The 23,285-nt window shown below is 58.5% G+C and carries 21 protein-coding genes; 13 read left to right on the top strand and 8 right to left on the bottom strand.

What is annotated here, in order from left to right:
• Positions 1-5: 5 nt before the first annotated feature.
• Both HVE01_RS15315 and qhpG read left to right on the top strand, forming a co-directional pair.
• Positions 6-1,490: an aldehyde dehydrogenase family protein gene (locus HVE01_RS15315; RefSeq protein ID WP_125752375.1), complete on the top strand. Its 1,485-nt coding sequence runs from the start codon at positions 6-8 to the stop codon at positions 1,488-1,490.
• 46 nt (positions 1,491-1,536) lie between these two features.
• Positions 1,537-2,907 (top strand): flavin-dependent monooxygenase QhpG, encoded by a 1,371-nt coding sequence (gene qhpG, locus HVE01_RS15310; RefSeq protein ID WP_146944977.1) that lies wholly within the window; start codon positions 1,537-1,539, stop codon positions 2,905-2,907.
• Here qhpG and HVE01_RS15305 read toward each other — a convergent pair.
• The 8 genes from HVE01_RS15305 to paaN form a co-directional block, all read right to left on the bottom strand.
• Positions 2,826-3,509 (bottom strand): S8/S53 family peptidase, encoded by a 684-nt coding sequence (locus tag HVE01_RS15305; protein ID WP_125752381.1) that lies wholly within the window; start codon positions 3,507-3,509, stop codon positions 2,826-2,828. The genes qhpG and HVE01_RS15305 overlap by 82 nt on opposite strands.
• Positions 3,500-5,200 (bottom strand): ATP-binding cassette domain-containing protein, encoded by a 1,701-nt coding sequence (locus HVE01_RS15300; protein ID WP_164517118.1) that lies wholly within the window; start codon positions 5,198-5,200, stop codon positions 3,500-3,502. Before HVE01_RS15300 ends, HVE01_RS15305 begins: the two co-directional genes overlap by 10 nt.
• 97 nt (positions 5,201-5,297) lie before the next feature.
• On the bottom strand, positions 5,298-6,413 hold the full coding sequence (gene peaD, locus HVE01_RS15295; protein WP_125752387.1) for a quinohemoprotein amine dehydrogenase subunit beta: 1,116 nt from the start codon (positions 6,411-6,413) through the stop codon (positions 5,298-5,300).
• Positions 6,413-6,766: a quinohemoprotein amine dehydrogenase subunit gamma gene (gene qhpC, locus HVE01_RS15290; RefSeq protein ID WP_146944976.1), complete on the bottom strand. Its 354-nt coding sequence runs from the start codon at positions 6,764-6,766 to the stop codon at positions 6,413-6,415. Before qhpC ends, peaD begins: the two co-directional genes overlap by 1 nt.
• Positions 6,763-8,190, bottom strand: coding sequence for a quinohemoprotein amine dehydrogenase maturation protein (gene peaB / locus HVE01_RS15285; protein WP_146944975.1), 1,428 nt, complete (start codon positions 8,188-8,190; stop codon positions 6,763-6,765). The genes qhpC and peaB overlap by 4 nt, the downstream gene beginning before the upstream one ends.
• A 9-nt stretch (positions 8,191-8,199) precedes the next feature.
• Entirely contained in the window at positions 8,200-9,762 is a 1,563-nt protein-coding gene (gene peaA, locus HVE01_RS15280; RefSeq protein WP_240645206.1) for a quinohemoprotein amine dehydrogenase subunit alpha, read from the bottom strand.
• Between the two features lie 447 nt (positions 9,763-10,209).
• Positions 10,210-10,809: a phenylacetic acid degradation protein PaaY gene (gene paaY, locus HVE01_RS15275; protein WP_146944974.1), complete on the bottom strand. Its 600-nt coding sequence runs from the start codon at positions 10,807-10,809 to the stop codon at positions 10,210-10,212.
• Positions 10,810-10,820: 11 nt separating this feature from the next.
• Complete coding sequence (gene paaN / locus HVE01_RS15270; RefSeq protein ID WP_146944973.1) at positions 10,821-12,497, bottom strand: phenylacetic acid degradation protein PaaN; 1,677 nt, start codon at positions 12,495-12,497, stop codon at positions 10,821-10,823.
• A 365-nt stretch (positions 12,498-12,862) separates the two neighbouring features.
• Between paaN and paaF the strand changes: the two genes are divergently transcribed.
• From paaF to paaE, 11 genes are all read left to right on the top strand, one after another.
• Entirely contained in the window at positions 12,863-13,636 is a 774-nt protein-coding gene (paaF, locus tag HVE01_RS15265) for a 2,3-dehydroadipyl-CoA hydratase PaaF (RefSeq protein WP_125752405.1), read from the top strand.
• Between the two features lie 16 nt (positions 13,637-13,652).
• Entirely contained in the window at positions 13,653-14,444 is a 792-nt protein-coding gene (paaG, locus tag HVE01_RS15260; RefSeq protein WP_146944972.1) for a 2-(1,2-epoxy-1,2-dihydrophenyl)acetyl-CoA isomerase PaaG, read from the top strand.
• A 1-nt stretch (position 14,445) separates the two neighbouring features.
• Positions 14,446-15,984, top strand: a complete 1,539-nt coding sequence (gene paaH, locus HVE01_RS15255; RefSeq protein WP_146944971.1) for a 3-hydroxyacyl-CoA dehydrogenase PaaH — start codon at positions 14,446-14,448, stop codon at positions 15,982-15,984.
• Positions 15,977-16,459, top strand: coding sequence for a hydroxyphenylacetyl-CoA thioesterase PaaI (gene paaI / locus HVE01_RS15250; RefSeq protein WP_125752414.1), 483 nt, complete (start codon positions 15,977-15,979; stop codon positions 16,457-16,459). The genes paaH and paaI overlap by 8 nt, the downstream gene beginning before the upstream one ends.
• On the top strand, positions 16,456-17,661 hold the full coding sequence (gene pcaF / locus HVE01_RS15245; protein WP_125752417.1) for a 3-oxoadipyl-CoA thiolase: 1,206 nt from the start codon (positions 16,456-16,458) through the stop codon (positions 17,659-17,661). Before paaI ends, pcaF begins: the two co-directional genes overlap by 4 nt.
• Positions 17,662-17,725: 64 nt before the next feature.
• Positions 17,726-19,039 (top strand): phenylacetate--CoA ligase PaaK, encoded by a 1,314-nt coding sequence (gene paaK / locus HVE01_RS15240; protein WP_125752420.1) that lies wholly within the window; start codon positions 17,726-17,728, stop codon positions 19,037-19,039.
• A gap of 276 nt (positions 19,040-19,315) precedes the next feature.
• On the top strand, positions 19,316-20,302 hold the full coding sequence (gene paaA, locus HVE01_RS15235; RefSeq protein ID WP_146944970.1) for a 1,2-phenylacetyl-CoA epoxidase subunit PaaA: 987 nt from the start codon (positions 19,316-19,318) through the stop codon (positions 20,300-20,302).
• 99 nt (positions 20,303-20,401) lie between these two features.
• On the top strand, positions 20,402-20,683 hold the full coding sequence (paaB, locus tag HVE01_RS15230; protein ID WP_146944969.1) for a 1,2-phenylacetyl-CoA epoxidase subunit PaaB: 282 nt from the start codon (positions 20,402-20,404) through the stop codon (positions 20,681-20,683).
• Between the two features lie 11 nt (positions 20,684-20,694).
• Entirely contained in the window at positions 20,695-21,507 is an 813-nt protein-coding gene (paaC, locus tag HVE01_RS15225) for a 1,2-phenylacetyl-CoA epoxidase subunit PaaC (RefSeq protein WP_198350416.1), read from the top strand.
• Entirely contained in the window at positions 21,491-22,102 is a 612-nt protein-coding gene (gene paaD, locus HVE01_RS15220; protein ID WP_244973759.1) for a 1,2-phenylacetyl-CoA epoxidase subunit PaaD, read from the top strand. Before paaC ends, paaD begins: the two co-directional genes overlap by 17 nt.
• Positions 22,103-22,121: 19 nt before the next feature.
• Entirely contained in the window at positions 22,122-23,204 is a 1,083-nt protein-coding gene (paaE, locus tag HVE01_RS15215; RefSeq protein ID WP_146944968.1) for a 1,2-phenylacetyl-CoA epoxidase subunit PaaE, read from the top strand.
• Positions 23,205-23,285: the final 81 nt, after the last annotated feature.

Raw genomic sequence — 23,285 nt, 5'->3', positions numbered from 1 at the left:
CAACCATGACGCAGCCTTCCATTGCTATTCAAGCTTGGCTGGATAAAAGCCATGCTCTTTTTATTGGCGGCCAGTGGCGCCCCGCCACCAGTGGCCAGACGCTGGATGTTTATAACCCTGCCACCGCGGAAGTGATCAGTCGGGTTCCGGCGGGTGATGCCACCGATATTGATGCTGCAGTCGGTGCTGCCCGGGAAGCCTTCCGTGACTGGCGCAAGTCGCGGCCAGCCCAGCGAGAGAAACTGCTGCTGGATCTCGCCGACGCTCTGGAAGCCCGCGCGGATGACTTTGCCCTACTCGAAACACTAGACAACGGCAAGCCAATAACTTTTTCGCGGCATATGGACGTAGCTCTCGCTATCGACTTTATCCGTTATACTGCAGGCTGGGCCACCAAAATCGAGGGGCGTAGCATGACACCCTCGATGCCTTTCGTGCCCGAAGACAAGCACATTGTCGCCTACACCCGCCGCGAGCCCATCGGCGTGGTGGGTGCCATCATCCCCTGGAATTTCCCACTGCTGATGGCAACTTGGAAGGTTGCTCCGGCCCTAGCTGCCGGCTGCAGTATCGTACTCAAGCCCGCCGAGGACACCCCGCTCACCGCCCTATTGCTGGCAGAGCTGGCCGAGCAAGTAGGCTTTCCGGCTGGCACTATCAACGTCGTCACCGGTCTGGGGCACACCGCTGGGGCAGCACTGGCCAGCCACCCAGGAATCAATAAGATAGCCTTTACCGGATCGACCCCCGTGGGTAAGCAGATCGGGCATTCCGCCATGGAGAACCTGACCCGCACCACCCTGGAACTAGGTGGTAAGTCACCGGTGATGGTGCTGGCCGACGCAGATGTCGAAGCAGCCGCTGCCGGCGCGGCTCAGGCAATCTTCTTTAATCAGGGGCAGGTGTGTACCGCTGGGTCGAGGATCTATGTACATGAATCGATCCATGATGCCTTCGTCACTAAACTCGCCGAACAGGCCCAGCAGCTAACGCTAGCGCCGGGCTGTGAACCCACCAGTAGCCTGGGCCCGCTGGTCTCCTCCAAACAGCAGCAACGAGTGTTGACGTATATCGAACAAGCGCGCAGCGACGGCGGCACTATCGTCACCGGCGGTGGTAAAGGCAGCGAAATCGGCTACTTCGTCGAGCCGACGGTGATCACCGGCTTGGCCCAGGAAAGCCGCTGTGTGCAAGAGGAGATCTTCGGTCCGGTGGTCGTGGTCCAGACCTTCCGCGACCTAAACGAACTGGTATTGCTGGCCAACGACTCTCCTTATGGACTGGCCGCCAGCATCTGGTCCAACGATCTTGCAGCGGTCAATCGCCTGGTACCAGAAATCGAGGCCGGTAGCATCTGGGTCAACGGCCACAACCTGCTGGATGCCTGCATGCCCTTCGGCGGCTTCAAACAGTCGGGCATTGGCCGCGAGCTCGGCGACTCACTGATCGAGCATTACACAGAGCAAAAATCGGTTGTAATGATCGTTTGATATAACCCAGTCCTGGCACCTTACCAACCCCAAGGGGATTCTTCTAATGCGCCAAGACGTGGATAGCGAAATATTGATCGCCGGAAGCGGCCCCGCTGGTGCCGCTCTGGCCATGCTGCTACATCGCGCCGGTCGACGAGTCACCCTAGTGGGGCGTATCCGCGATTATCAGGCCATCGAGGGCATTGCCCGGCGCAGCCTCCAGGCCTTACAAAGCCTGGGGCTGCACCGAGCAGCTGCTTGCGCGGTGGGTCCTTTGCCACGGCGGGTCATCTGGGCTGGTAAAGCTCGAGCGCCGAACGCCGAGTGGCTGCTGCCACGTCCATCCTTCGATGCCGCCCTGCAGGAAGATCTCCACGAGGCTGGTATCCCAGTGATCACAGCGCGGATCACGTCCCTGGAGAGCCAGAACAGTGAAGTTCGCCTGGGCTTGGCAGATGGTCGCATACTGACCGCTTCCTGGGGCGTGGAGGCCCGGGGCCGGGCGGCGGCGCGGCGCCAGTTCCGCGACTCCGCTCCCTGGTCAACCCCTGCCTGGATCCTACGCGGCGAGGCCGCCGACTCTGCCCCCGCCAGTGCTGCTCTGTCGTTGCCCGGCGGAGGCTGGGCCTGGTGGTCACGGCTCAAAGGCCAGCAGTATCTGCAGCTGGCCCTCTCGGATAACACGCTATGCCAAGCACGTAGTGCCCCCGACGCTTGGCTAGCCACCCAACCCGACTTAGCACAGCTCTGGGGGCAAGCCAAGATTTGTCATCACTACCAGCGCCCTAGCTTACTGGGGCGCACCCAAGTGAGAGAGGGACGCATCTGGCGCCTCGGGGATGCCGCCATGGCCATCGATCCCCTCTCTGGACAGGGCATTTTCAACGCGCTCTCCTCAGCCCACGGCCTAGCACCAGTTCTCAATAGTCTCTTTGAGGAGACCAGCATCGCGCCCCTAGAGCGCTTCCACCAACGCCGTCAGGATGCCCAGTACTGGCGTTTCGCCCGGGCTGGCCGCGACTTCTACCGTCAGGCTGCCTATCAAGAGTCGACAGGCACCGATCCAGCCCCTTACTGGACGGCGCGCTGTCACTGGCCCGATCATCAACCGCTACATCTACCAGAGCCTTGGGCCCAGGTGCGGGTGGGCCGTGGTCTGGCCATCGTTGGCACGCACCTGTCCGAGCGAGAGCTGGTGTTTACCCCGGACCAGCCAATGGGGATTCAGGCAGTGGCGGGAATCTCCCTAGCGCCTTTGGTCAAGGCTATGCAGAATGGCGACCACACAGCGGCTCGAGCACTATTGGCCGCCGCTGGCCCCGCGGCCATGGCGATCATCCGCTGGTGGGCCGATCATCCCGACTGGCCGACGCTGCCCGAGCCCCACTCTCTTGGCAGTGCCCCCCTTTCACCGATTGACTCCGCCAGCCAATAGCCCAGGGCATGGGCCACAGCGAAACTGGCTCCGCCCAATGCAGGAGGAGTCTCCATCGGTGGTGGCCCCACCTGCCAGGGTTGCCAAGCGTTACCCTCCCGAGCCGCCCAGACGCAGGCGTACCAGTGGCCATTCCTATCACGCCGTGGCGAGCCCGGCATCAGTCCCGCGGCGCCGCTGACCGCTATCACCCCGGGCCAGGCGGCTGGGTAGACCGGTGCCCCGAAGCGTGGGCTGGCAGCAACGATGCGGGTGCCCGCGGCCTGTAGCTTCTTCACCGCCTCCTGCAGTCGCGTGTCGGCTCGGGGCAACCCCAAACTACATAGCAGCCAGACCGGTGGCGCCTCTGCTTGCCACTCGAAAGCAGCAGCCAGGGCAGCAGCATTGGCGGTGAGACGCTCTTCAAATAGCTTGTAGAAGGCGATTTCTAGCCGCGCGAGTGGCAAGTAGTGGCCCAGTGTGGCGAGGATCGCCCGGCCATGACCAAGGTGATCTCCAGGGTCAGCACCACTGGGCGAGTGGAAGCGCGCCAGGGGCATACCAGGAGGCACGCCACTATCGATAACCCCCAGAGTCGGGCTGATGGGCGGAACTAGAGACATGACGACGCCTCCACTGCAACCAGCTGCCCCTGCTGGAGCCGATAGTAGGCATCCAGATTGCCAAAGTGGTCGCTTTGGTGGCTGATAATCAGCCGGGTGCTGTCCCCCAGCACCTCATCAAGCAAAGCGTCGAAGGTTCGGGCAGCCGCTGGATCCAGCGCCGCAGTGGGCTCGTCCAGCAGCACTAGGCGAGGCTTTTTTAGCAGTGCCCGAGCCAGGGCCAGGCGTGAGCGCTGGCCGCCAGAGACCTTGCCACCCAAGTCGCCCAACTCGCTCTCTAACCCTTCCGGCAGGGCGGCCAGCCAGTCAGCGAGTCCAACGCGGGAAAGCGCATCAATCAGTTCGGCATCGCTTGCCTCAGGGGCTAGGGCGCGCAGGGTCTCAGCCAAGCTGCCGCGTAGCAGGCTGGGGTGCTGCTCCACCCAAGCAACCTGCTTGAGCCAGTGATGGCGGGAGAGCGCGTCAAGCGGCACGCCATCGACACGGATTTCGCCTGACTCAAACGTCTCCAACCCTAGTAACAGACGGATTAGGCTGCTCTTGCCTGCCCCAGAAGGGCCGGCTATCAGCACCTTACTGCTCGGCGGAAGCGCGAGATCAATACCATCCAGAAGCCAACCAGACTGGCCGGGATGACGGAAACGTACCCTCTTCAAACAAAGCTCACCAGGCCCGATAGGGCGACTGCCCCGATAGGGATCACGCATAGCTGGCTCATTGAAGAGCTCGGCTAAGCGGCAAGCACTGACCCGAGCCCGCTGCCACCCTCCATAGAGACCCAGTAGGCCACCGATGGGGGCCATCACCATACCGAGATACGCCAACAGGGCCACTAGTTCACCGAGTTGCAACTGCCCTTGAATCACCAGATAGCCGCCCAATAGCAGCACCCCGGCCCGGGCCAGAGAGAGGATCAGCTGGGGGCCCACGTCACTGAGGAAACCCACCCGACGCACCGCCAATAGGCGTCGCAGTTGCTCGTGGCCAAGCCCCTGGAGGCGATTGAGTCGCGACGACTCCAGCGCCTGGCCTTGAAACCAGGGGCCATGGGCCAGGGTATCCTGCCAGAAGCCGGAGAGTTCCCCGCTCTGCTCACGGAGTGCCTGCTGACGGAGAGTCAGCGCCGGGCGCCAAGCGCGCAGCCACAACCACTGGATGGGGACTAGCACGGCCACCAGGGCCATCAGCATGGGGCTGAATAGGCCAATCATAGCCAGCGCCCCCACCAGCCCTAACAGGTTGGAGAGTCCGCTAAGCAGGCCGTCCAGGGCGAAGCCCTGAAGGATAGACAGGTCGCCATCTAGACGGCTCATCAGATCGCCTCGCCCTCGCGCCTGCCAGCGGGCCGGTGCCAGGCGCAGCAGATGGCGAAGCAAGGAGCGGCGCAGCGAGAGCAATAATCGCGCAGAAAGTGCCACATGCTGCAGGCGGGTTAGCCCCTGTAGGGCCAAAGTGGCGAGCCCCAACACCACCAGGGCGGCGACGTAAGCGGCAACAGTGCTGAAGTCACCTTGCATCAGGCCGTGATCGATCAAACGCTGGGTAAGCAACGGCGGCAACAGCGCCAGCAGGGTCGCCATTAGGCTCAACGTCAGCAACCGAGCCAGCGCTAGGCGCCGCGCCTTGAGGGGGCGGTAGAGCCAGCCCCAGGGTAGCGCCCCTGTGTCACGGGTGAGGCCAGACTCGTGCATCGACGCTCTCTTCATTCATCAACCATAAGGGCTGCCCCCAGCAAAAATGGCCGATCGCTTTCACAAGCGCCGGCCAGAAGGATCATGCAGCGGCAATCTAGAAGCGTGCCACCTTCAGGGTTGCGGTGCTCATATCACCAGGCAGGCGAATGCGCCCCAGATCATTGAAGTCATCATCATAGATGGCGATATCACTGGAAGCGCCGCCCAGGTAGATCCGCGAGCCGTCATAGGAAGTATTAACACTGTAGTAAGTATGATCAAGATCGATCACCTTCACGATCTCTTGGGTGCGGGCATCCAGCTTGCTGAGCTGAGTGTAGACGCCATAAAAGACGTCCCGCTCCCGGGGATCAGAAACCATGGAAAAGATGATGAACTCAAAAGGGGCTATCTCCTTGTTCTCGGTCTCGCCGGTGGCAAGGTCGACGCGGCTGATGCCCCAGTGCCAAGCTTCGTTCTCCTCGCCAGGATGCTCAGCTACCGTGTAGGGACGCAGGAACTCATTGGCTACCTCGCCCATCGACCACATGGCTAAGGAGTCTGGCGGGCTAAAGCTGGGACGATCCCAATTCCGGTTGGCGATAGCGACCTCGGTCTCACCGTTTTCCGGATCGACGCGATAGATGTCAGCGCCAGCCAGATAGAGATAACCGTCCTCGGCGGCCCCCATGGTCGTCACTTGGCGCGGTGCAGGGAAGGTGGCCAGGGGCTCGGCATCAAGACCTGCTGCGGTGTCATAGACTGCTAGCTGGGGCTCCAATACTTCGTAGTGGTCAAGGCCCAGGCGTGCCCGATCCCAGACGCTATAGAGGCGGCTGCCATCGGGACTCAAGGCAAGGGAAGCGATGGATTTAGCGCGTATTGAGTTGCCTGAGCCACTGGCACGAAAGACTTCCTCACAGCTGGTGAGGTCAATCCCCACTACGTCTTCCCAACGATTGTGCAGCACATAGGCGATCCGCTCATCCGGCGATAGCTGCAGGGTGCCAGAGCCAAAGGCGCCTTCTACGTCACAGGTACGCACCACCTCCTGGGCCTCCGGGTCGATCACGTAGAGTTGGTTGGGGCGTGCCATGGTTACCAGATACTCACGTGCTTCATCAGCGCTGGTTGCATCGGCAACAGCAGCATTAACTACCAGAGACTGGGCAGCGAAGGCCAGCAGCCCCATTAGGGTTCGATTGAGCCGCTTAATTTCTGAGCTATTCATCACTTATCGTCTCCCGGATAGACACTATCGAACTTGCGCCAATCATCCTCAGCGCGATCGGCTCCATCTCCCCAGTGGGGATAGGTATTCATAGTGTCCGGCACCTGAGCAGGCCACCAGCAGGGATCAGCGCAGCCATAGAGATCCGCTTCCATGGGCTGGCACAGCGAAGCCACGCCGCCGAAAGGATCCACTTCCCAACCTGGGTCGAAGCTGGAAGTGCATCCGGCAATGGTCTGCATGGCTTGCACTTCTTCCAGTGCCTCTGGGCTAGCGGCCCGTTCCATTTCGCGGGCCTTGCGGTTGAGGGGTGCCAACCCCAGTGCGGTCAAATTCTTCTTGTTATTTGTCATGCTGTCTGCCTCCCGGCCAGGGGGCCGTCAAGAAAATCGGGGTTATGACGTAGGATACGAGCGTAAGCTTGAATGCCGAAGTCGACCCAGTCGCGCATCAGGTCGCAATAGTGGTAGGTGGGAGTCATAGGGTCGCCATAGCGGGCGTAGCTCTCGTGATAGCAACCGCCGGAGCAAAGGTTGCGGATTCGACAATTACTGCAGCCACGCTCAGAGCGATCACTCCTGGCCTCGATAAACTGCTTGAGGCCTGCGTGATCGAGCCCCTCCTGGACGCTGCCGAAGGTGGGCATTTCAGAGCCCGTGAAACGGTGGCAGAGGTGCACATCGCCCGCATGATCCACTGAAACCAGCCCTAATCCGGCCCCACAGGGCACCGCCTTGCTGCGCCCTTCCCAAAGGTCGGTGAGCAGTTGATTGAAGTTGCCGAAACCGATATCGCGCCCCTGAATGGCGGCTGCCACGGCCCGCTCACCAAGCTCGACCATACCGTCGAAGACCTGTTTGAGCTCGTCGCTGGTAAGATTGTAGTCAGCCATATCACCGGAGGTGACTGGAGCGAAGCCTGCTTCGGCGAAACCCAGCTCGTTAACCAAGTGGTCGTGAATACCAATAACGTCGGTGATGCCACGAGTCAGGGTCACTCTGGCCCCTACCGGTCGTGAGCGATAGCTGGCCAGCAACGGCTTAATGCGCTTGGCGACCAGATCGTAGGTGCCCTGACCATTGACCGCAATGCGGTTTTTGTCGTGGACCGCTTTGGGGCCGTCCATGCTCACCGTAAGCCCAAAGCGATGGGCGTCGAAGAAGGCGATCTTCTCCTCGTTCAGTAGCGTGGCGTTGGTGGTCAGCGTGAAATCTACTGCCTTACCAAGCCCATGAATGCGTGCCTCGGCCCAGTCCACCACCTGACGGATCAAGGGCATGTTGCTGAGCGGCTCGCCGCCAAAGAAGACGATGTTGTAGCGATCCCGCTGAGGGGCTTCGCGCAGCATCATTTCGATAGAAGCCTGGGCGGTAGCCAGCTCCATCTTCTTGCCGTCTCGAGGGTTATCCAGGTCCTCCTTGTAGCAGTAGCTGCAGCTAAGGTTGCAACCGGTGTTGACGTTGAGCACTACGGTAGAGAGCGGGAACTGCTCCACCTTTACGCTAGGGTTATAAGCCTGGACAACGCCATCGGTGATCAGCTTCAGCGCCTTGAGCTGTAGCAGCCGCTCCTGGATATCGTCACCGCTGGCCTGATGTATCAGATAGCCCGGCAGCGCCCGGCTATCGAGTCCCTCTTCTCTTCCGGCCAGAGCCAGCAGCTCCTCGCTGAGGGCATCCGGGGCGAACAGGCTGGTGGTGGGGATATGGAACCACAACGGCTGGCCTTCTACTTCCATCCGGTGCAGGTTCTCGGGTATGGCTTGTAAAATTCCCATGGTGATCTCCTAGCGAAGCGGCGGGTTGTTCCAGCGTTGTACGGTAACGATCAGTTGGGCTTCATCCTGTACCGCCTCCTGCCCCACTACACTGGCGGTCACTCGCAGATTGCCCACGCTGTTGGCGTTGTACTGACGCAGTGGGTTGGGCCCAGCCCCAGCAGGTGAGAAGATCCCTGTAGCGGCATCCAGTATGCCCGCAAACCTAGCATCCTCATCGCGCTCGGCGATCTCGTCCCAGGGAGACACACTCCAGCGTACCGGTACCTGCCCTAGCGGGATGGTCTCATCATCCCCGTCCAGGTAGCCGGCGGCGGTGAATACGCCACTGACTGGCGGGGTCTTATCGTTACCGATACGAGCAACGCCCAGCGCTGGGCTTACTTCCAAGCGATCTACCGTGTGATAGCCCACGAGCATCCTCTCAGCACTGATCTCGCCGACCTGTATTGCCAGCCAGCCAGGTGTAAGATCGTTGCTGGTCTCAACGTCCAACACTAGGCGCATGTCACTACGTTCAACGACCTTACGCACGGTAACGCCCTCACCCAAACTGATCTCTCCTTCCCCAAGGCCGTGGCCCAGCAACACCAGTCGGCTGTGCTCGCCGGCCTTGAGCGAGGCGGGCAGACTGGCGAGCACTGCAGGCTCGGCCGCTTCGTGAGGAATCATCTCCACCATCATCCCAAAAGCATCGTCATGGTCATCGAAGATGCGCCCGCTGGGATGCGTGCCGGAGAGATCCAGCACCTGCTTGAGATCACGACCGTTGATGTTCAGGTTGGCGCGCCACTCGTAACCGGTATAAACGATGGCCTGGCCTTCGCCACTGAGCGGACGACCACTGGTGAAAGCGCCGTCCAAGCTAAGCGAGTAGGCATCTTCGCCTTCGGCGGCGTTAATAGTCACGTCGGCATAAAAGTCACCTTCTCCGGGCCAGTGTCCCCAGAGTTGCCAGTCTCCCTCAGGAGCAGTGTGATCGGCCTGCTGCCACGCCTCCCAGGCTTCACTTTCGAGACCTTGAGTCTCGGCCAGCCAGGGGGCAATCTCGTTCAGAGCGAGATCGAACCAGTCACGATCACGTGCCATGGATTGGTATTCGATGGTCTGGAACTGGCCCACATGGAAGTGTACTAGCCTCTCCCACTCTTCCTGAGGACGGCGCTGTAGTTGGGCACGGCCGCCGGTATGACAGCGGGCACACATCTCCTGGTAGCTGCCATGATCAAAGGACTCGATACGGTTGAGGCGTCGCTCAATCAGCCCACGTTGGGACGCGCTCTCTTCGGGTGCCAGACCACGGGTATCGGCGAGGAACTTGACGATATCTCGACGGGCTTCCTGGGGCAGCTCCAGGCCGTGCATGGTCTGCATGCGCGCGATCGTCATGTCCCAGCCTTCGGGAGTCTTACGCTGCGCACTAATACGGCTCCAGCTCTCGGGGCCACTTTGGGTCTGATGACAGGCTGAACAGTGCCTGTCGATAGCCTCGCTGCCGGCAGAGGCCAAGACAGTGCCCGTAGGCAGCAGCAGGGCTAGGCTACAGAGCCCTGTAGGAATTACATGTCTCATCACGGGGAGTTCTCCACGCATTATTATTGTCGTGATGTTCACCTGCGGTTCTCTTCGCGGACGAACATCGAAGGTGTGTGCCAGTCCCACTCAACTTGCATTGACCGCGCCGAATATCAACAATTTCTTTTTATTCATATAGTTGAAACAATTTACTTGTCTGAGTTTTTTTAGATTTTCAATCAACCGGCAGCTATCGGTGCCCCAACTTGCAACAGTTGCGTATGGACTTGAAACACTTTGTCTCTTCAAATTTGATCATCGTTTACCGTGACGGCAGCCGAGGTTTTCGGTCAACTCAGGTTTGAGACTTAGCGCTCAGGAAAGAAAGGGGTTATGGGGCGCCTACAAAGGCCGCTTGAGGCTATCAACCTATGGTGGGGTGGAAGATGGCTCGCCAGGAGGAGGGAGACGGTGGTAGCGAGCCATACCATAATTATCGCCTTGCTACGCAGTGCTCTGCTGCTTAGGCTGGGTGTCACCAGCCAGCAAGGTTGGCCGGTCAGCATCGAGCTCTGTCAGCGGTTCACAAGGTTCCAAGCTGTCACGGCAACGGGTCACTAAACGCTGATACTCTTGAGTACCCTGCTGCTTCCAAGCAAACTCTTCATCGCTCAGCGCCCGCTTAACCTTTGCAGGCGCCCCCATCACCAGCGATTGAGGCTCACACTCGAAGCCCGCCTTAACAAACGCGGCCGCCGCCACAATAGAGCGCTCCGCTATGTGGGCACCGTCCATTACTACAGCGTTCATACCCACCATGGCATCACGCCCAACCACGCAGCCATGCAAAACCGCGCCGTGGCCGATATGGCCATCTTTCTCAACCTTAGTGACGCAGCCCGGAAAGCCGTGCATAACGCAGGTATCCTGCAGGTTCGCGCCCTCTTCCAGCACCAGGCGGCCGAAGTCACCACGCATCACCGCGCCAGGGCCAACGTAACAATTGGGGCCAACAATCACATCCCCGATGAGCACTGCGGTCGGGTGGACATAAGCGGTTGGGTGCACCACTGGCGTCACCCCTTCAAGTCGATAGTAAGGCATCACGTTCTCCGTTAGCTCGATTGGCCGTGGCGACGGCTTTGCACCACCACGAAACGGCTGGCGACAAAAGCTTGGTTACATAGGGAAGCATTGGCCGCCGGATTACCGCCGGTCGCGTGAAAGTCACTGAAAGCAGCCGACTGGTTGACGAATATCCCCCCATCCAGATTCAGAGAAAGCGGAGCGGCAACATCCATCGCCAGCGCTTCGAACTGCTCTGCCACTGCCTCATCGGTGGTATAGCCACCGAGGGTTATCGCGCCTTTTTCGCGAATCACCTCACGCGCCAATTCAATGCTATGCGCGGTATTCTCCGTCGCGATAACAAAGCTGATGGGGCCGAAACGCTCTTCACTATAGGTGGTCTTCTGCGCGGCATCTACTTTGAGGATAAGCGGCGTATGAATGCGGGCGTCAGGGAAATGAGCGTGCGTTCGCGACTCGCTATCCAACGCTATGTCGCCCAAGTCACGGCACGCATCAATGCGTGCTTGCGTCTCCCGAGACTGGAGGGCACCCAGCACCGTGCAGGCGCGGTCGTTGTCGCTCAGAAACGCTTGGACAGCTTTGGCAAGCGCTGCCGCCACGTCGTCAAAGCTTAACGGGCCATCTGCTGTTTCAATACCGTTTTTGGGTACATAAATGGCCTGAGGAGTCGTACACATCTGGCCTGAATAGAGGCTCAGCGAGAAAGCCAGGTTCGCTGTGACCGCTTTAAGATTTTCCACGCTGTCGATAATGACCGTGTTGACACCGGCTTTCTCAGCGAACACCTGAGCCTGAGTGGCGTTCTCTATCAGCCAATCGCCAAAGGCATTGGAGCCGGTGAAATCGATTAGCTTAACCGCAGGATCAAGCGCCAGCGTTTTTGTCAGCGGCGCATCGACAGTGTCGGGGGCTAAACTTACTAGGCAAGGATCAAAGCCTGCTTCCTCAAGCACCTGCTGAGCAACCCGTGTGGTTATCGCCACTGGCAAAATAGCACCAGGATGCGGTTTAACAATGACCGGGTTGCCTGTCGCCAGACTGGCAAACAAGCCGGGATAAGTGTTCCAGGTGGGGAAAGTAGAACAGGCCACTACTAGCGAGATACCGCGCGGCACGATGTGAAAACGCTTATCCATCACGATAGGTTCATGCTTGCCCTGAGGCTTAACCCACTTTGTGGTAGCGGGAATCTGCGCCATCGCCTGCCAGGCATGGGCCACGGCTTCAAGTCCGCGATCTTGGGCATGCGGCCCGCCCGCCTGAAACGCCATTAACGGCCCCTGGCCGCTAGTATGCATCACCGCCTGGGCGATCTCAGGACTCATGGTATTTAGCCGTGACAGGATTTCCAGACATACCCCCACACGCGCCTCAGCCCCGGCATCCCGCCAGTCACGCATTGCGACTTGCATGGCCGCTATCAGCTCATCGGGGTTTGGCTGGTCATAAGTAATGCCAAGTTCAAACCCATAGGGTGAGACTTCGCCACCCACTTGCTGAGTGCTACCAACACGATTAAGCGTGAATGGTTGATTGAGCAGTGACTCAAATTTCGATGGTGCCGCTTTAACGGCATCTTCCGGGTATTTGCGCATGCTTTCTGGATAGGGTGTCCAAAAATCACGCCTAGAGATGGCGCCGACAGCCTGGTTAAGAGTCTCACGGTGAAGGTCAAACATCTGCTGCGCTGATTGCGTCATGGGGCGCTCCTGCACTCATTTTTTTGATACGCTATATCAACGAAGACTATATTTACCGTAACAAAACATCAAACGCTTTGCCTGTTACTGCTTACTCAAGCAGTAGCTAATCACCATCAAAAAATGCGATTAAAACTGGCTTATAGTGACTTTACCTAGCCATTTCCGGGCATTTAATACCATGGTCTAGCATTGATTTTTTTATTCGCCAAAACCAACACAAACCATTGTTAAAAATACACAAATCCTCAGAATCGCCAATAAGCGACACATGATTTAAAATTAACCGATGTTGATGCGTATCAAAATAAATCTATACTCGGCAGATATTCATCCTGTGCGCCACAGGCCGAACTGAGGTAACAATGCCCACTACGCTCAAAATAACCCCACCCCTGGAAGGCGTTCTATGCATCACGCTGAATCGCCCTGAAGCACTGAATGCACTTAATACCCAACTACTCGGCGAGCTCGCCGACACCTTGAGCGACGCGGATAGTAACGACAACGTGCGCGCCGTAGTGATTACCGGCAATGCAAAAGCATTTGCCGCCGGTGCGGATATTAACGAAATGGCTGAACGTGACCTGGTGGGCATGCTGGAAGATCCTCGCCAGCGCCACTGGGCCACCATTACGCGTTTTCGCAAACCGATTATTGCCGCGGTCAACGGCTATGCCTTGGGCGGCGGCTGCGAACTAGCCATGCATGCCGACATCATCATTGCCGGCGAAAACGCCCTGTTCGGCCAGCCAGAAATCAACCTGGGCATCATGCCCGGCGCTGGTGGCACACAGCGCCTGCTTAGGACGGTGGGCAAATCACTGGCAACCCAGATGGTGCTGACTGGTGAGCCAATTTCCGCTCGCCGCGCCCTCGAAGCTGGCCTGATTAGCGAGATTACCCAGCCCGAATTAACCCTAGAGCGCGCCATGGCCATTGCAACACGCATTGCTTCCAAGGCTCCGCTGGCCGTGCGCTTGGCACGCGAATCGTTACACAAGGCGATGGATACCGACTTGGCCACCGGCCTGCGCTTTGAACGCCATGCGTTCACCTTGCTAGCGGGCACCGCTGACCGCGAAGAGGGCATTCGCGCCTTCCAAGAAAAACGACCTGCCACTTTTCAAGGGCACTGACACAAGGATACTCCCCATGAGCCAAGCGCCCCTGCTTTATAGCGTGGAAGACGGCGTCGCCCGTATCACGCTGAACCGTCCCGACAGCCTGAACAGCTTCAATACTGACATGCATGCCGAAATGCGTAAGGCATTAAAAGCAGTGCGTCAGGACGCAAGCGTTCGGGCTTTGTTACTGACCGGCAACGGCCGAGGCTTCTGCGCCGGCCAGGACCTTTCCGACCGCAGCGTCGCCCCCGGCGAGCAAGCGCCCGACCTCGGTGAGTCGCTTGAGAAACGCTACAACCCTATGCTGCGCGCCCTTAAAGATATGCCGTTCCCGACTATTTGTGCGGTAAACGGCGTGGCCGCCGGAGCCGGTGCTAACATCGCCCTGGCTTGCGATATCGTATTGGCCGCGCGTTCAGCAAGTTTTATTCAGGCCTTCTGTAAGATCGGCTTGATTCCAGACTCCGGCGGTACTTGGACACTGCCTAACTTGGTCGGCATGGCGCGCGCCAAAGGCCTAGCAATGCTGGGTGACAAGCTTCCCGCCGAGACCGCCGAGCAATGGGGCATGATCTGGCGCTGCGTCGATGATGAGGCGCTACAGGAAGAAGCCATGAACATGGCTCGCCATTTGGCCACTCAACCGACGCGCGGCTTGGCACTGATCAAGCGCGCCCTGCACGCCAGCAGCGATAACAGCTTCAACGAACAGCTCGACCTGGAACGTGATCTGCAGCGCCTAGCCGGACGCACGGAAGATTACCGCGAAGGCGTCAGCGCCTTTATCGAGAAACGTCGTCCGACCTTCAAGGGAGAGTAAGATGTCAGCCCTCCCCACGTCCGCCGTTATTGGCGTGATCGGCGCAGGCGCCATGGGTGCCGGTATCGCTCAGGTTGCCGCCCAGGCTGGCCACTCAGTGGTCTTGCATGACAATCAACCGGGTGCCGCCAAAGCGGGTATTGATAACATTCGTCGTCAGTTGGAAAAGCGTGTTGCCAAGGGCAAGATGAGCCAAGGGGATGTGGATAACATTATTGCTCGCCTGCAGCCCGCCGATGCTATCGATGCCTTAGCCGACAGCCGTTTGGTTATCGAAGCTATCGTCGAAAATCTTGAGATCAAGCGTCAGGTATTCGCCCAATTGGAAGCGTTATGCTCAGCAGACACCCTGCTCGCTAGCAATACCTCGTCGTTATCGATTACCTCCATTGCCGCGAATCTTGAACACCCAGAGCGCATGGCGGGAATGCACTTCTTCAATCCCGCCCCCATCATGAAGCTGGTGGAAGTGGTGTCGGGCTTGGCGACCACCAGCGAGGTTGCTGAAACCCTGTACGCCACTGCCGTTGCCTGGGGCAAGGTCGCGGTGCACGCCAGCTCCACCCCAGGATTTATCGTTAACCGTGTGGCACGGCCATTCTATGCCGAAGGGCTACGACTGCTACAGGAAGGTGCCAGCGATGCCGCCACGATAGATGCGCTGCTGCGTCAGGCGGGTGGGTTCCGTATGGGGACTTTCGAGCTGATGGATCTAATCGGTCATGACGTTAACTACGCGGTGACCCGCTCGGTGTTCGATGCCTACTACGGCGACACCCGTTTCGAGCCTTCCTTAGTACAGCAAGCGTTGGTGGAAGCCGGACGCCTGGGGCGTAAGTCCGGCCAAGGCTTTTTTGACTACGCGGGTGAGAACGCTGCGAAGCCACAACCTAAGTTTGCGGCTCCAGCAAACGCGGAACTACCCGCACTTGTCGTACAGGGCGCCCCTGGCGTGATCGCTCCACTGCTGGAGCGCGCCCAGGAAGCTGGGCTCGACGTCGTTCGTCGCGAATCACTCCAGCCAGATGGCACCCCTCGCTTATATCTGGGTGACTTGGTGTTGGCTCTTAGCGACGGGCGGTGCGCCGCCGAGCGCGCGGTCAATGAAGGGCTCAACGCCCTGGTCCTGTTCGACCTGTGCCTGGACTACCGCAACGCCAGCGCCATCGCACTTGCTGCCAGCCACACCACATCACCTGAAGCCCGCCAACTGGCAACGGCGTTCTTCCAACGCCTGGGGATCGACGTAGCTTGGCTAACCGATACCCCAGGGCTGGTGGTACTGCGCAGCGTGGCTATGCTCGCCAATGAAGCTGCCGACGCCGTACTCCAGGGTGTCTGCAGCGCCCAGGATGGCGACTTGGCCATGCAGGCCGGCGTCAACTACCCCCGCGGCCCCTTGGCCTGGGCAGACTCACTGGGCCTACCCTTCGTTCACCGCACCCTTACGCATCTACAGCAGAGCTACGGTGAACAGCGCTATCGCAGCTCGTTTCTGCTGCGGCGCAACGCCTTGAGCGAGGAAAGCTTTCATGAGTGATCCCCAACTAACCCCACAACAGCTGGCGGAAGCCTGTGCCGACGCGATGTTTTCCCGCGACCATGCCAGCCAAGGGCTGGGCATGCGTATTACCCGCGTGGCCCCCGGTTTCGCCGAACTGACCATGACTGTGCGTCAAGACATGGTGCAGGGGCACGGCAACTGCCATGGCGGATTTCTATTTACCCTGGCCGATTCCGCCTTTGCGTTTGCCTGCAACAGCTACGATGAAGCCACTGTCGCCGCTGGCTGCAGTATCGACTACCTCGGCCCTGGTCAGCTAGGCGACGAGATCACCGCCACCGCCGAAGAGCGCAGTCGCCGTGGGCGCACCGGCATATACGACATTACGTTGCGCAATCAGCACGGCGATACCATTGCCCTGTTCCGCGGGCGTTCCTACAAAATTCGCGGCAGCGTACGCCGCCTGGAAGATACTGACGCAGAAAATACCGCTGCTGGAGATAACCTATGAAAGACGCGCTGATCATTGATGCCATTCGCACCCCGATAGGCCGCTACGGCGGCGCACTCTCCAGCCTGCGTGCCGATGACCTGGGCGCCATTCCGATGCGCACCCTGATGGAACGCAACCCAAGCGTCGACTGGTCATTGATTGACGATATCTTTTACGGCTGCGCCAACCAGGCCGGGGAAGATAACCGTAACGTGGCGCGCATGTCCGCGCTGCTGGCAGGGCTGCCGGTCGAGGTGCCCGGCACTACCATTAATCGGCTGTGCGGCTCAGGCATGGATGCGATAGGCAATGCCGCCCGCACCATTAAAACCGGCGAGGCGGGATTGATGATCGCTGGAGGGGTCGAGTCGATGTCGCGGGCGCCCTTCGTAATGGGCAAGGCCGAACAAGCCTTTTCACGCCAAGCTGATATTTTCGACACCACCATCGGCTGGCGCTTCATCAATCGCGCTATGAAAGCTCAATTCGGCGTGGATTCCATGCCCGAAACCGCTGAAAACGTAGCGGAGCAGTTTGGCATTTCTCGACAAGATCAGGATGCCTTTGCACTGCGCAGTCAGCAGCGCACCGCCGCCGCGATGGAGGCAGGCCGCCTGCGCGAAGAGATAGTGCCCGTCGAGATACCCCGCCGCAAACAAGACCCGCTGATCGTGGATACCGATGAGCACCCGCGCGCCACTACGACCGCCGAGCAGCTTGCCAAGCTGCCCACGCCCTTCCGCGAAGGCGGTAGTGTGACAGCGGGAAATGCCTCGGGGGTTAACGATGGCGCCTGCGCGCTACTGCTGGCATCTGCCGAGCAGGCTGAGCGTTTCAGCCTCACGCCGCGCGCGCGCGTAGTGGGTATGGCCACCGCTGGCGTGGAGCCGCGCATTATGGGGTTCGGCCCCTCCCCCGCTACCCGTAAGGTACTCGCCCAGACCGGGCTTACCCTCGACCAAATGGACGTTATCGAACTCAATGAAGCCTTTGCTGCTCAAGCATTGGCGGTCATGCGTGACCTGGGACTGAGCGACGATGCCGAACACGTCAACCCCAACGGAGGCGCCATTGCACTCGGCCACCCGCTGGGCATGAGCGGCGCTCGATTGGTGACCACCGCCCTGCATGAACTCGAACGTCGGCAAGGGCGCTTTGCGCTATGCACCATGTGTATCGGTGTCGGACAGGGCATTGCTCTGATCATTGAGCGCTTATAAGCCTCTCACCCCTGATTACAGCTTATAAAACGTAAATAATAACTTGCTTGACCGGAGACTCCTGATGAATCAGCCCGCTACGCGTATCGACACTGCGACTCTCGACCCTTTGGAAACCGCCAGCGTCGACGAGCTGCGCGCCACTCAGGTCAAGCGCCTGAAGTGGAGTTTGCAGCACGCTTACGACAACGTGCCGTTCTACCGCCAGTCTTTCGACAAGGCTGGCGTACATCCTGACGATATTCAGTCGCTTGACGATCTCGCCAAACTGCCGTTCACCACCAAGGCCGATTTGCGCGACAACTATCCATTTGGCATGTTGGCCACACCGATGAGCGAGATTGTGCGCATTCACGCCTCCAGCGGCACCACTGGGCAACCCACCGTGGTGGGCTACACCCAGAAGGATATTGATGTGTGGTCCGATGTGGTGGCGCGTTCGATCCGCGCCGCTGGTGGCAGCCGTAATGACAAGGTGCATGTGGCCTATGGTTACGGCCTATTTACCGGTGGGCTGGGCGCCCATTACGGTGCCGAGCGGCTGGGCTGCGCGGTCATCCCCATGTCGGGGGGCCAGACTGAGAAACAGGTTCAGTTAATTCGTGATTTCCAGCCGGATATCATTATGGTCACGCCGTCTTATATGCTCAACATCGCTGACGAGATGGAGCGCCAAGGTATCGATCCACGCACGCTGCCCCTGCGCACCGGCATTTTCGGCGCCGAACCCTGGACCGATAGCATGCGCACGGCCTTGGAGCAGCGCTTGGGCATCGACGCCCTGGATATTTACGGCCTCTCTGAAGTAATGGGCCCGGGCGTGGGCATGGAGTGTCTGGAAACCAAAGATGGTCCAACCATCTGGGAAGATCATTTCTACCCTGAGATCATCGATCCGGTCAGTGGTGATGTACTGCCAGACGGCGAATACGGCGAGCTGGTGTTCACCACCTTGACCAAAGAAGGCCTGCCGGTGATTCGTTACCGCACCCGCGACCTGACCCGTTTGCTGCCGGGCACCGCGCGCCCCATGCGCCGCATCGACAAAATCACTGGCCGCAGCGACGACATGCTGATCATTCGCGGCGTCAATGTGTTCCCCACCCAGATCGAAGAGCAACTGCTCAAGATCGCGTCGCTGTCACCCCACTATGAGATCGAAGTTAGTCGCCAAGGCAATATGGACATGGTGCTTGTGCGGGTAGAAGCGAGTCATCATGACATCGCCCGCGATCCAACAGCCTGTGAACAAGCAGCGAAACAGCTTCAGCACGCCATCAAGACGTACATCGGCATTAGCACTCAGGTTGAAGTGTGCCAAGTAGAGAGCGTAATGCGTTCGCTAGGCAAGGCCAGACGCGTCAAGGATCTACGCTAGTATTGCCATAGATAGCGCTATTAGAGCCACGCCCTTGCAGCCCCCCTGCAAGGGCTTTTTCATTTTAAATAACCTGCTTTTATTAAAAAATAGAGAGCATTAAGAATCACTTATGCCGAATCTTTTTTTCCTTATAAATCAATAATATTTAATTTATACATAATCACAAAGTCTTAAAGTGACACACAAAAATAGTTATTGATAAAATATTTTGTGTCACTATACTTCAAGCAAGATAAATCACACTCCCTGATAGTCCGACGCCGCGGAGGTCTTATGTACGCGCAGCTCGTTGAAACCGGTTCTAACAAACTCAAAACGCTTGATGAGATGGGCCCTGAGGAACGCCAGTTCCAGGAGCGCATCAATGACGAAATTAAAATAGAACCCAAGAATTGGATGCCGGACGCCTACCGTAAGACGCTGATCCGTCAGATCTCCCAACACGCGCACTCAGAGATCGTCGGTATGCTGCCGGAAGGTAACTGGCTGACACGTGCACCAACCCTTAAGCGCAAGCTACAGCTAATGGCCAAGATTCAGGATGAGGCGGGTCACGGCCTGTACCTCTATAGCGCTATGGAAACCCTGGGGGCCGATCGTGACGAAGAGATCGACAAACTTCACGATGGGCGCGCCAAGTACTCCAGCATCTTCAACTACCCAACGCTCAACTGGGCGGACATGGGCACTATCGGCTGGCTGGTCGACGGTGCAGCCATCGTCAATCAAGTGCCGCTACAGCGCACCTCTTACGGCCCCTACGCCCGCGCCATGGTTCGCGTGTGCAAGGAAGAGAGCTTCCATCAGCGCCAGGGTTATCAAATTCTGCTGACCATGATGCAAGAGGGCACCGACGACCAAAAAGCCATGGTGCAGGACTCCATCAACCGCTTTTGGTGGCCATCGCTAATGATGTTCGGGCCATCTGACGAAAACTCACCCAACAGCGCCCAGTCGATGGCCTGGAAGATTAAGCGTCACAGCAACGATGAGTTACGCCAGCGCTTCCTCGACCAAACCGTACCGCAGCTAGAGCTGCTGGGCTGCACCGCTCCAGACCCGGATCTCAAATATAACCAAGAGACCGGTCACTATGAGTTTGGTGAAATCGACTGGCAGGAATTCTTTGACGTCGTGAAAGGCAACGGCCCCTGCAACCGCGAGCGTGTCGAAGCACGTCGCAGCGCCATTGATAACGGTGCCTGGGTGCGCGAAGCCGCCGTAGCTTATGCCGCCAAGCGTCAACGCAAAGCCGCCTGAACTGGCAACGTCTGATTTTTAAGCCCCGACTTTTAAAACACTATTTTTTAGAACAATAGGGAGTCTCGCGAGACTCCTCTGACCACTGAGGCATCTCTCATGGCTGACTGGCCCCTCTTCGAAGTTTTTATCCGCAGCAAGCACGGCCTTAACCACAAGCACGTCGGCAGCGTACACGCCGCTGATCGCAGCATGGCAATCGAAAATGCCCGTGAGCTTTACACCCGGCGTAACGAAGGGGTGAGCATCTGGGTGGTTCCGGCCAGCGAAATCACCGCGTCTTCTCCCGATGAGAAAGAACCGCTGTTTGACCCGTCTAATGACAAGGTCTATCGCCACGCATCCTTCTACAAACTGCCGGAAGAAGTCGGCCACATGTAAGGGAGGCTGTCATGCAGAACATGGCCCTGAAAAATACTGCTCTGAAAAACGCGGCTCAAAAAACGCAAGCACCGCTGACTGACTACCTACTACGCCTTGGCGACAACGCGTTAGTACTGGGTCAGCGCCACGCACAGTTATGCGGCAAGGCGCCGGCGTTGGAAGAAGAGCTGGCCTTAATGAATGTAGGGCTCGACCTCTTCGGACAAGCACGCAACTGGCTTGACTATGCTTCTGAACTGATGGCGACCGACGAGATCGATGCCGACCATCTGGCCTTTCGCCGCGACGCCCAGGACTTTCGTAATCTGTTGATCACCGAGCAGCCCAACGGTGACTTTGCCGACATCATGGGACGTCAGTTTTTGTTCGATGCTTGGCACGTTCATCTACTGGATGGCTTGACCGAGTCCAGCGACCCGCGAATTGCCGAAGTGGCTGCCAAGTCGCTCAAAGAAGCAACGTACCATCTCCGCCGCTCCTCTGAATGGGTGATTCGCCTTGGCGATGGCACCGAAGAAAGCCACGCCCGTATGCAGCGCGCACTCGACAACCTCTGGCAGTTCACTGGCGAGCTACTGCAGGTCGACGAGATTGATCAGGCCATGATAGAGGCTGGTATCGCGCCTGACCCTGAAACCATTGCCGCTCGCTGGAAAGCGACGGTGGAAGAGGTGCTTGAGGAAGCCACGCTTGAGCGTCCTTCCTACGACGCCTGGATGTATACCGGCGGCAAAGTCGGCCATCACACCGAGCACCTGGGCTTTCTATTGGCGGAAATGCAATACCTGCCGAGGGCATATCCCGATGCAACCGTCTGGTAACCCACCGCCAGCTCCTGGCAGTGATGGGCTTATCGATAACAGGTCTAATGACTGGCCCTCCAGTGACTTGATTGGCAGCGACCGGCGCGGACTGCCACCCGCCGGTGAGCAAGGTGATGTCGACGCTGTGCTGGCAGTGCTTCAGGAAGTGCCAGACCCAGAAGTGCCGGTGGTTAGCGTAGTTGAGCTGGGAATTGTGCGCGCTATCGACTGGGTGGACGGTCGCTTGACGGTCAATGTGACCCCCACCTACTCCGGCTGCCCGGCGACAGAAGTTATCGAACAGCATATTCATGAAGCGCTGGTGGCCGCTGGCTACTCAGACCCGCTGATTCAGCGCCGCCTGTCACCCGCCTGGACCACCGATTGGCTGACCAACGCCGGGCGCGAAAAATTGCGCGCTTACGGCATCGCGCCGCCGGTAGGGAACGCCAGCAAGCGCAGCCTGACGGGCCAGTCTGACCCGGTAGTGCCCTGCCCGTTATGTGGCAGCAACACAACCGAACGCGTCAGCGAATTCGGTTCTACGGCTTGCAAGGCGCTCTACCGCTGCCGCGATTGCCTGGAGCCTTTCGATTATTTCAAGTGCCTGTAAAACGACGAGACCATTTCCCATGAGCCGATTTCACCCCCTGACCGTCAAGGATGTACGCAAGGAAACCCATGATGCCGTTTCCATTGCTTTCGATATTCCCGATGACCTGCTAGACGCCTTTCGCTTTACCCAAGGGCAGTACCTGACACTGCGCCGCGACATCGAAGGTGAGGATGTCCGTCGTTCCTACTCGATTTGCACCGGCGTTCACGAACATGAGCTAAGAGTCGCCGTCAAGCTGGTGCCAGGTGGTAGCTTCTCTACCTTTGCCAACCAGCAACTGCAGCCTGGGGAGCAATTGGAAGTAATGCCGCCTCAGGGTAAGTTCTTCGTGCCTCTCGACCCCAGTCGTGAAGGGCACTATCTGGCGGTGACCGCAGGCAGCGGCGTCACCCCCATTATGTCGATTGTTTCCACTACGTTGGAAAGCGAGCCAAAAAGCCGTTTTACGGTGATTTATGGCAACCGCTCCACCACGGGCACACTGTTTCGCGAACGCTTGCAGGATCTCAAGGATCGCTATCTCGAACGCCTCAATATCATCTATGTGTTTAGCCGCGAGCAGCATGAAATCGATCTTTACAACGGTCGTATCGACGCCGATAAGTGCAACGCCCTGTTTGACCGCTGGGTAGACGTGCCCAAGCTCGACGCCGCGTTTATCTGTGGCCCGCACGAGATGACCGAGATCGTGCGCGACGTCCTGAGCCAACATGGAATGCCAAAGGAGAAGGTGCACTTTGAGCTGTTCACTACTGGCTTGCCAACCGCAGGTGCCAAACGCCGCCAGGCGGCCAGAGCCGATCAGCTTGAGGCTGAAACTTCACATATCAAGGTAATTATCGACGGCCGCACTATCGAATATAACCTGCCCCGCAATACCCAGAATATTCTTGACGCGGGTAACGAACACGGCGCCGACCTGCCGTACTCATGCAAGGCCGGCGTATGCTCCACCTGTAAGTCAAAAGTGATTGAAGGTGAGGTGGAAATGGACGCCAACTACGCCCTGGAAGACTACGAAATAGATGCCGGCTACGTACTGTCCTGCCAGTGCTACCCGATCAGCAGCAAGGTTGTGCTCGATTTTGACGAGGTATAACCCCTAGCCCACCTACTTCCAAGCCGGCGACCTCGTCGGCTTTGTTTATCCTTATACCCACAAGACAGGCGGGAGAACACA

This window comes from Vreelandella venusta, assembly GCF_007989605.1.
In the GTDB taxonomy this organism is placed as follows: Bacteria; Pseudomonadota; Gammaproteobacteria; order Pseudomonadales; family Halomonadaceae; genus Vreelandella; species Vreelandella venusta.
This window is presented reverse-complemented; position numbering and strand designations above follow the sequence as displayed.